The following is a 9,402-nucleotide window of genomic DNA, read 5'->3' on the forward strand; positions in this document are numbered from 1 at the left end:
TCAAATCGCCCCTAGTACATTGGAGTATATTATAATATTAAAGAAATTCAGTTTCCTCCTCTGATAAGCTCTTGTTAGAGCTACAAAATTTGCAAGAAATATTGAAAGTTTATATATCAACTTATTTATTTAATAATTTATTTTTTATTTTTTGCCAAAAGCTTATTCCCCGATCCTCGCTGTATCCATAGCCGTAGCCGTAGCCATACCCATAACCGTAACTATTTTGCTTGGTAGAATCATTTAATACAATCATTAGGTTTTTCAACTTTTTATTAATATAAATATCATTCACAATATGGAGCTGCTCCTTAAACGTATAGTTATAACGTACTACATATAAGCAAGCATCTGCCATTTGATTGAGAGAAAAAACATCGGCAACCTGCCCAACAGGTGAGGTATCTACAACAATATAATCAAATTTCTCTCTTAGATCCGTAAACAGTTGGCCAATGCGTGGACTTAAAATCAATTCCGCCGGATTAGGAGGAATAGGTCCTGCTCCAATCACATACAGTCCATCTACTTCTGGCACAGGCGTTACTAAATCATCTACCGTTAATTCAGGGCTAATTACAAAATTAGAAATTCCATTTTTCACTTTTAACTGCAATCCCTTGAGAAGCTTCGGTTTACGGATATCGAATTCTAAAACAACAACTCTTTTACCAGTAAGCGCAATGCTGGCCCCCAAATTTGTACAAAAAAATGTTTTACCTTCTCCAGACATACTTGATGTCGTAATAATTACCTGATTAGTCTTACCCAGGGACGCAAATTGAAGATTACTCCTCATAAGTCTAAACATTTCAGCAATAGGCGTTCGTGCTTTATCACGAATAACTAAACTATGACTGTTATTGTTTTCATCAGAATGTGCTATTTCACCCAAAATGGGAACTTCACTTCGATCAGTAATGTCTTTTTGAAGTCTAATTTTGTCATCTAGAATACTTTTGCCATAAATCGTTACGAAAGGAACAATTAATCCTAGCAAAACAGCAGCCAGATAAACAAACTTTCTTTTGGGACTAACGGGTTTATCCGACGCCATAGTATCGACGATTGTTCGCGAATTAGCAATTGTCGCTGCCAAAGAGAGAGAAGCCTCCTCTTTCTTTTGCAACAAATAACTATACAGCCCTTCTTTTATTCCCTGTTGGCGTTTAATTTCTAAAAGCTTTCTTTCGACTTCAGGTGTATTTTTTATTCTACCTTGAAATTCTTGATAATTTTTGTCTAACGCAGTTTGAGTTACCCGCATGCTTTGTGCAATATTGTCCAAATTCTCTTTAATGCTCTTTCGGACGTTATCTATATCTGCATCTACTCCTTTAACAAGTATGTTAGAAGGTTCTACGGTCAACAATAATTGTTTTCTCTTGAGTTGTAATTCATTAAAATTCGCCACCAAATTATTTAGGGTCGGATCTTCAATTCCCAGGGAACTTGGCACTAGACTATACGCATTCCCAGGTTGATTCACATAATCCTGAATAGATCGTATTACATTCATCTTCAATTTAGCATCTTCAACTTGTCTATAAAGATCCGAAGCCTCCTTAAAATAATTATCAACATCAACCGATACATCTGTAACCTGATTCTCTTTTTTAAAAGTAGCTACTTTCTGTTCAACTCCTCCTAGCTCCTCAACTAATCCAATCAAGCGATTATCAATAAATTTAATGGTATTACCTGCCACTTGATTTTTATCTTCAATTGCCTCCCTGTTATAAACATCTACCAACTTATTAATTATATCTACTGCTTTTTCAGGAACCGCGTCTTGCATAGAAATGGTCAAAGCACTTGCATCTTGATTTACTGCAACGATATTGATTTTATCATTATAATCATCTGCATACTTTCTTAAGTCACGAAATATCAAAGAAATGTCTTGTCCAACATCAAAATTGGTTTTATTACTATAAATAATAAATGAACCTAAAGGTAACGTTATGACCTGACCAAAAGAATAAACTTTTTGCTCCTCATCATGAATAAGAGTAAATTGTGTTCTACTTTTAATTGTTAACTTAACAGGTGTAGTTAATTTATATGCCGACGAATCTAGAGACAAAACTTTTACCGAAATGGGCGATTGTGCCCCATATACTTCCGAAGTTTTTATATTTCCCTCAACAAAGATTGTCGTTTGTAATTGAGGCATCTCTGAAAATACCCTCTGCAGCAAACTTTTACTTTTTAGCACTTCTATCTCATTATCAATATTTTGATGAGATTTGAAAATATCCAAATCAGCGAATGCACTTGCGGCATCTCCCATGGACCCCATATTGGGCCCCTTCTTATCATCACGAATTAATAATTCTGTACTTATATTATATTGTGGAGTTGCATATCGAAGGTATAAAAACGCTAAAAATAAACAGACTATAACTCCTAAAACAAAAAGGTACCATTTATGAGTGTATCTTTGTATTTCAGCCTTAAGATTTATCGCATTTTCACGCTTCTCAAATACATTCTGTTCCGCCATAAAGACTTTATGTTTTTTACTAATAAAAGTTAATTAAATACTATATTTTTGATCAAGCCTACCACAATCTAGATAATAATATTGCGATTACTGAAACGGAAGCTGATATTATCGGTAAGGAGCGATTTAGAGCAGGATTTGCAGCTTGCGCAGCCTTTAATTTATTTTCTGGGCGCACATAGACAATATCGTTTTGCTGTAAGTTGTAAAAAGGAGAATTCAATAACGCCTTATCATTAAAATTGATATGTTTTACAATACGATGACCATTATGTTCTCGAATGACTAAAACGTCATCACGAATAGCATACGGTGTCATATCTCCAGCCAAACTTAAAGCCTCTAAAACATTAATCTTGTTATTAGGTATAGTAAAACTACCAGAACGCTGCACCTCCCCTAACACGCTGATTTTAAAATTTAGTATCCGAATGTTTATTATTGGCTCTTTTGCTGTTTTAGCCACCTCAACAGCTATTTTCTGTTGCGCTTGTTCTTTCGTAAGTCCCTCCAGTTTTATTTTACCCAGTTGAGGAAAGTCTATAAAACCATCATCATCAACAATATAACCATCCGGCAAGCTAGCCGTTGCAGAGACACTGCTTGAGACCCCGGTGCTTTGGTTATCCATCGGTAATGAACCACTATTAAATAAAATATTGGCATCGGGATTCAAAGTGGTAACTTTAATTGCAAGCGCATCTCCTGGCTGTATTTTAGGCTCAACATTATTTGTTATCAATTCATTGTAAACGACGCTATCTGGTAAATTACTAAAATAAACAAGGTTGCGCTTGGTAGTAGCGCAAGATTGCAACAAAAACATTGCGCCGCAAATTAGTGTTAAAGAAACTACAAATATTTTCTTATTCATTATAGGAATTTGAGCAAAAGTAATTTGTTTTTAAATTATAAACAACTGCTGATTATAAAATTCAAGTGATTATTAGCCCAATCACAAAATGCAGTAATTGGTATAGTATCAGCCTTTATTCGCTAAAACTATGCCATTCTGGCAATAAATATTTTACTCATCTGGCTACAATATCAATGAAGGTGTAGCGCCTTCCTAAACGCAAATCAAATTAATACCACAAAAATAATCAATATAAATTTATTTAAAATATAGTTACGTATAAACAATTATTCAGCCAGGCCTACTATCTTAACAATGACAGCTTAATTTTTTCCCATTTGGAAAGGGACTCTCTTCGTTCAATTAAGGCGTTAATTAATCCCCTCGTATTCTTTATCCCGTAATATCTACAGTACAAAGAAAGAAACGCAAAATCTTCCTTTGCATAATAGGCAGCTTCCCATCTTAAACTCGGAAAAATCGAATTCCCACGCCGATAAATCAATGAATAATCTCGATTATTCTGAGTTGGAGTAAGATTCCAAAACCCCAATTGTGAATTTTCACTTTTAATGGACTCAAGCTGTTTTTTCTCAAATCCATTTGCAACATCTGCATAATTCCATATTCCATATCCATTTAATTCGTAAAACACAGATTTCCAAGCCAAAGACAGATAATTTATCGGTGCCTGATTTCTGCTCCCCGAAAAAACATCGTAGATCCACAACTTACTTTTATTTTTACCATTTTTTCTTTCTGACAATGTAGCCAACAACTGTTCGTTATTTTTTATCTGTGCGATATCTGCATAATTAATTAAATCTAATGTTTCTGTTTTATCGATTGTTGTATAAAATTTAGCTTTAACGCCGTTTAAATCACACCATTCTTTTATTTTTACAAAATTTTGAGCGTCCAAAATTGAAGGTTCATCATACGGATACAAATAAACATCCTGTAAATCAATTTCCTTCTCTTTAAGGTAATTCATAATATTATTGTACCATTTAATAAAATTTTTCTTCCATGTATCGCCAAGTACCTTACTATCCCCTGACAAATTCCTATAGTTTAAAAAAAGTAAATAATAATCAAATTTTTTATCATTATTTGCCTTATCTAAATACAACTTTAATTCCGTATCACGCATTCCATCAGGATTTTCAATACCACCAAGTTTTGAAGGTGGAATAACAAGGACATTTACACCATGATTACGAAGATCCACAAGCACCTTACCAGAAAGGTTTGCGATCAAGGGGTAATCAAAATAAGCCCAGACATTTAATGGGAAAGGATAGACAGAAGTGCTATTGCCCACAAAAATATTTTGGGTGTATTCGGTAGACCCTAAACGTCCTCCTCTTAAATGAAAAGAATATTTATAATACCCGGGTACAGAACAGGCAAATTTAACCAAAAAATACGACGTTGTTTTAGGCTTGATAACAATAGTGCTGTCAGACAATGGATATAAAACATCCAATATGGACTGCCCTTTATAGTTCTTTATTACAGGAACAGAAAATAATTCAACTTTCAAATTCTTATCAAAATTTTTATTTTCTTTTAATTGAATGTATAAATCACTCTCATTACTTACTTTAAAAATTCTATAATTCACACCACCTTTCAATAGAGGAACAGTGTCATTAAGGCCAGCTTTAACCAAATTATTAAGCGAATTCATCCAAGGGTAATACCAGCCATTTACTTTTTGAGCACAACTGAATTGGACGAACGTTAAGACTGAAAATAAATAAATGAAAAAACCCTTCATAGAAATTAATTAAAAATATTTAACAACAAATTGGTTCAGACTCAATTCTAAAAATAACAATTTTCTTAAACAGAGTTTTGAATTCAACTGATTATTAGGCTAAAAAAATCCTCAGATTATGCTACCTTAATATTAACAAAGAACCTAAGTAAACAGAAAAAACAATTTGCTTTTTATCGAATGATTAACAAAAGGTCAAAGTGATTTATAAAACTTCAAGCTTATTTTTTTCTTTTGAACTCTCTTGAGTCTGCCGCAACCGGGAATAAACGTCTAACAGGTTTATATCTTTAAACGCAGTAAAACTAAAATAGAGAACAAAAAGAGGACAAAAAATGGTCACTTTAGTACTAGAAACAAATAAAAAGAAAACCAAATTTTTCCTACTCGATTTTAACTGCCATAGACACAAAATAACGAAATAAAAAATACCTAAAAAACCAAACTTAGCCCACAAAAAAAACAATAATCCACTATCATTTAATGACGCAATTGATTTATTTCCGTTGTCACCTGTGGTAGAAAGGGCCAGTTTGTTTTCAAGTGCAAATGCCCCCTTGGCAAATAAAGCTTCATCATTATTCCTATTTAAAACAACTTCAATAAAACGATAACGCAATCCGGAAGCCTGATTATATCTAGAATCTTGAGCATTATAAAAATCGATTATCTTTCCACCTGCAAAGAAAGCTAAAAGTAGAGTTGAAATTATAATATAAATATATGCTTTTAAAGAATATCGTTCGGAAATCAGTATATAGACAACAAACAAACTTGCAATTATCACAGCGGCAGTAGAAAAAGATAAAAATATACTTATAATTGCAAAAACAAGTAATCTTCTATTTTTTTTAAACCCATTGCAGATCAGTAGAAGTGACACAAGAAATAAAACCACTCCAGAATAAGTTGATGGCTCTACAAACAACCCTGTACACCTTACAACATGAATACCCTGTATCACGGCAAAATTTGCATTATACCGGCTTTGCTGGCCTGTAAATGGTTCAAGAAAATCAATGTAGTGCGCAAAAAATAAATAGACAATAAACTGAAAATAAAAAATCGCCACATGAATTTTTAAAATAGGAGCATAAACATTTTTTAAGGAATTTCGAAACTTCCCTATTTCAATACTCCTTAAAACAAGCCAAGCTAATATACAGAGAATATATAAAGATAAATTACCCCAAAAAGCTGAAACAAAATAAGGCAAAATTTTACCGCTTAAAAAAAAACCAAACCGAATTATAGAAAAAACCAACAAAATTAGAAAAACAATCGACTCAAAAAGGGCCCTTTTTTTTATAGGCTCTTTTTCAACTTGTACAAATAAAAAAATAAAAAATAAACCAGATGCCCAAACAAAAATTCCATGACTAATGAGAGTCAATTGAAAGATTCCAACAATTAGAAAGTTGGGGGATAATTTGTTCCTATAGGTAATAATCATTTTTCATGAGCTCATTCGTTCTGGGAATTCAGATGTGACCCAAGCCGTATTAGATATATCCAACTTTAAATGGCGTATATTAACAAGTCAACCCAAATTAATATTGTTTCTGTCCACTCTCAAAAATGGTTTTTATAATTCAACGAAAGAAATCTTAAAAAAATAAACGAATTATATTTTATATCTGTTAAGATTCATCCTCGTCAGATCATTATATTTAAGTCATAAAATAATAATATAATATGCTAGATCTATCGAATACTATCGTGGTGTCCATAATTTAAGATGTACCCTATTTTCTTAAATTATAGCAACAAAAATAGTTCAAAAACAAAATAAATGCAAATATTTGCTAATTTTTCAGCGATTCAGAGTCAATTTAAGTAAAATTTCAGTTACCGCGCTAATTTCCAAGACTAGGCATAGCTCCGCCAGTCCAGCAAGCTGAGTCAATTTAGTAGCGTAGTTAGTAGGTTTAGGTTTGGTTTTAGTTGGAGTTAAGAAATTGGTTTCGTAAGGTTTATGGGCTTATCCTCCCGCCTCTTTATCTATTCCAGGCGGATTTGGCACCGTTGCCTGTTTTGCATGATCGTTTCTTTGCATAAGATCCGTTCCAATAAAACAGATTTAAGCCGGACCCACAGCATTTTTATGGTAACCTTTGACTGTTTGACGAGCTCTACTACCGCCTTTGACTTTACAGTTAATTGATGAATTATATGGGCTATCTGCAGCAGTATATAGTATTTATACAGGTTCATGATACTTTTGCGAACAAATTTGTGCTCCATATTGAACCCGTTATTCTTCTGATCATTGAATCCTTTGTTTTCTATTAGCCATCTGCTGCGGCCAGAAGACATAAAACGTCTGACAATTGATTGAAGCTGTGGGCTATCTAAATTAATGTTTAGGTTGATAATATAGGCGAACTTGGTCACTGCTTGACTGTTATGCTTTGGGAATCTCCCCTCCATATAGTTTAACTGGTGGTTTTGGTGTTGGAGGTTAGCAGCCCATAGATATTGAACATCTCCTAGGTTTGCTTCCTTTTGCCCTGGATTCAGCACTTCCGGGTACACAAAACTAACTTTTTCTAGGGTGTCCTTAATCTGCTCGTCCAGTTTTGGAAGGTTACCGTCTTTACGAGTAATTATATATTTCCAGCCATATTGCTCGCATTTTTTCATAACCGTTGCATTGGCATAGAGCCCATCTAAATGCAAACAGATAGGCAGCCGGGGAAACAGTTTGTGTAACTGGTCTGCGAGCCTGGAGAAGGCAGCCAGTTCACAGTCCTGCTTGTCATAAAACCCTTTTCCTTCATTACTAAGTAATTCACTGGCCACAGACAGGCAAAGGCCATTATCCGTTATGATTTTGGCTTCTAATACACTGGCATAATAAGTAGTTGTATTATTTTTTTTCTTGGAAAGCGCTCCATCCAATGGTGGGCTGTGGTAACTCGCAACTCCAGTAGCATCCATTATAATATGATAATAACCTTCTGCCGGATTAATCACTTTGGATCGGATTAAAGCGTTAATCATCTTGCCTAATACCAATATCAGGTCTCCAGCATCTACTGTTTTAATTACATTGTTCACCGTGTCAAAGTACGCTAGTTGCATGTCGCCGTGTAATGCTTCAAAATTATCCTTAAAATAGCTCTCATCTTTCCTAAGTTGGTTCATGTTATTACGGGTTGAACCCTGAACCTGAAACATGTGAATGACCTGGGTCAATAGGTTGGACATGCTATATTTACAACAGTTATCAATCCGGTGGTCCTTTACCTCGCCTAGCCAGTCCGGCAACTCTGGAAAGAAATGGTTGCTCACTTTATTTAGCTGATAAATCAGATCAGCGGGGCTTAAATCTTGAAAATTCTCCTATGCAAAAAAATGCCAAAAACAGTGAAGAAAAATTGCAATTAAATGATTATTATTTGTTTATAATTTATATAAATCGTATATTTGTAGCAGCTCTTAACGTAAAAAAGCCCGTCTAGGGAACGGGCTGTCAACTGAATGTTGATAAACAATAAAAATTATGGAGAATATTGAGGCATCGCCTAGGCGATGCTGTGTCTATTATATAATATTTTATTTTAATGCATAATTTAAATGCCTAGCCCTGCCATTGCGATTTGCTGACCATACAAAGAAACAAAATAAAATTAGTGCGAAAAATATTTTTTACCGACCTCTGAAAGCTACGCTATCAGTAAAAAGAAATTTGACTCTGAATTGCTGTAATTTTTAATTGAGCCGGCCTAAAATAATATCCTCATAGTTTCAGGGTTCCCTCCTACTATTTGCAAAAATAATCCATGCCTGTTAAACATGGCTGGTGTATTAAAATTAATTTGTTGAGTTATTCACAATTGACTTTCCCGGAAGTAGTCACGGCTTGCGCTAAGTGGCTGTTCGCTAAATTTTCATAATGGACACTATATTAGAGTCTGCTCAATAACTCACCGCTAGGTGGTCATTAACACATTATAATAATTTTTAATTCTGAAATTTCCGGCTAGCCTGACTACATGATAGGCTAGCCAATTTTGTATCCTTAATAGTAGGGATACAGGTGCCTGCCTGGTCATCCGGACCAGGTTTAGCACCAGGGCTATAGTAGATATCCATGAAGTACTTGTATTGGCCAGCTTGGCTTTTATATTGTCCATGCCATATCTGGTCTTTGCTTGGCCAAATTTTCCCTCTATTGGATTTCTTTCGCCCGGTCTTATGTGATTTTTCACTGCCGTTGCGGATGGACGACCTAGCGGTTTCGCAACAAGTTTT

The 9,402-nt window shown here is 34.4% G+C and carries 6 protein-coding genes; all 6 read right to left on the minus strand.

Annotated elements, in window-relative coordinates; translation table 11 throughout:
• Window positions 1-121: 121 nt before the first annotated feature.
• Window positions 122-2,506, minus strand: a complete 2,385-nt coding sequence (locus BLU80_RS18110) for a GumC family protein (RefSeq protein WP_091401223.1) — start codon at window positions 2,504-2,506, stop codon at window positions 122-124.
• Window positions 2,507-2,564: 58 nt separating this feature from the next.
• Window positions 2,565-3,380, minus strand: a complete 816-nt coding sequence (locus tag BLU80_RS18115) for a polysaccharide biosynthesis/export family protein (RefSeq protein WP_211481893.1) — start codon at window positions 3,378-3,380, stop codon at window positions 2,565-2,567.
• Between the two features lie 286 nt (window positions 3,381-3,666).
• A complete protein-coding gene (locus BLU80_RS18120) occupies window positions 3,667-5,145 on the minus strand; it encodes a hypothetical protein (protein WP_091401225.1) in 1,479 nt (492 codons plus the stop codon).
• Between the two features lie 205 nt (window positions 5,146-5,350).
• Window positions 5,351-6,538, minus strand: a complete 1,188-nt coding sequence (locus BLU80_RS18125; protein WP_211481894.1) for a hypothetical protein — start codon at window positions 6,536-6,538, stop codon at window positions 5,351-5,353.
• A gap of 608 nt (window positions 6,539-7,146) precedes the next feature.
• Window positions 7,147-8,292: a hypothetical protein gene (locus BLU80_RS18130; RefSeq protein WP_211481895.1), complete on the minus strand. Its 1,146-nt coding sequence runs from the start codon at window positions 8,290-8,292 to the stop codon at window positions 7,147-7,149.
• A 788-nt stretch (window positions 8,293-9,080) separates the two neighbouring features.
• A partial coding sequence (locus BLU80_RS18135; protein ID WP_211481810.1) for a transposase occupies window positions 9,081-9,402 on the minus strand: 322 nt, incomplete at its 5' end.

It is taken from the genome of Arachidicoccus rhizosphaerae (assembly GCF_900107765.1).
Classification (GTDB): domain Bacteria; phylum Bacteroidota; class Bacteroidia; order Chitinophagales; family Chitinophagaceae; genus Arachidicoccus; species Arachidicoccus rhizosphaerae.

Excerpts from the sequence above, each read along its gene's own strand:
- BLU80_RS18110 (WP_091401223.1), bottom strand. The coding sequence starts at position 2,506 with ATGGCGGAACAGAATGTATTTGAGAAGCGTGAAAATGCGATAAATCTT.
- BLU80_RS18115 (WP_211481893.1), bottom strand. The coding sequence starts at position 3,380 with ATGAATAAGAAAATATTTGTAGTTTCTTTAACACTAATTTGCGGCGCA.
- BLU80_RS18120 (WP_091401225.1), bottom strand. The coding sequence starts at position 5,145 with ATGAAGGGTTTTTTCATTTATTTATTTTCAGTCTTAACGTTCGTCCAA.
- BLU80_RS18130 (WP_211481895.1), bottom strand. The coding sequence starts at position 8,292 with ATGAACCAACTTAGGAAAGATGAGAGCTATTTTAAGGATAATTTTGAA.